Source organism: Methylobacterium hispanicum (genome assembly GCF_022179285.1).
In the GTDB taxonomy this organism is placed as follows: domain Bacteria; phylum Pseudomonadota; class Alphaproteobacteria; order Rhizobiales; family Beijerinckiaceae; genus Methylobacterium; species Methylobacterium hispanicum.
Window position 1 is genome coordinate 1 of sequence record NZ_BPQO01000083.1, and the last position, 989, is coordinate 989.

Below are 989 nucleotides of genomic sequence, written 5' to 3' on the forward strand. Positions count from 1 at the left end.
GAGAAGACGCCGAGGACCTTCTGGAGCTCGGTGTAGGGTGCGTTGGAGACGTAGATCAGGTCGCGGTTGCGCATCCGGAAGGCCTGGGTGGTGAACAGGCTGTTGGGGTCGCGCATGTTGATCCGGTAGACCACCGGCACCAGCGGCGTACCCAAGAGCTTCGAGCCCGGGTTGAGCTTGCGCACCACGGAGGCCGGCTCGAAGCGGAAGATGAAGGTGCCCTCGGGGTCGGCCAGGAAGTCGGCCAGGCCCCGCGACTTGGCCAGCGCCTGGGCCAGCGTGATCCCGTCCGCCCCGAACGGCACCTCGGTGGCGCTGCCGAGCGCGCCCACCGCCAGGAAGGTCTGGGGATCGCGCACCAGGGTCAGCGTGTCGCCCGGGCGCATGTAGATGTTCTCGCGCGGGTTCGAGACGATGGTGGTCAGCGGCACGGTGGCGGTGGCCGGCCCGCGCGAGAGGCGCACGAAGGTCTCGTTGACGGCCGAGCGCACGCCGCCGGCGGTGGCGATGATGTCGAGCAGGCGGTCGCCGCGGGTGGAGAGCGGGATGCGCGCGCCCGCCGCGCCCTCGCCGGTGACGGTGACGGCCTGCGAGATCGGCTTGGTGATGGTGACGAGCACCTGGGGCTGGATGGCCTTGCCGGCGAGCTCGTTCTCGATGAGCGCCTGGACGTCCTGGGGCCTGCGGCCGAGCACCTGGATGCGGCCCGCATAGGGGACCGAGATGGCGCCGTCGCGGGTGACGATCTGCTCGGGGATGAGGGCGGACTTGGATCCGGCGGAGAAGCGGTCGGCGACCAGCGGTCCGGAGAACAGGCCGCCCGATCCGGCCTCCCAGATCGAGACGGAGACGGAGTCGCCGACGCCGATGACGGGCTCGACGGAGAGGCGGTGGTCGCCGAAGGAGGCGAGCAGGCTGTCGAGGGGGCGGGTGCGCAGGGCCTCGATGACGGCGGGGGTGATGTCGATGATCTCGTAGCGGGCGAACAG

1 protein-coding gene is annotated in these 989 nt (G+C 70.8%); it reads right to left on the minus strand.

Annotated features, from left to right (window positions below):
- A partial coding sequence (locus MFF56_RS31805) for a polysaccharide biosynthesis/export family protein (RefSeq protein WP_238232204.1) occupies positions 1-989 on the minus strand: 989 nt, incomplete at both ends.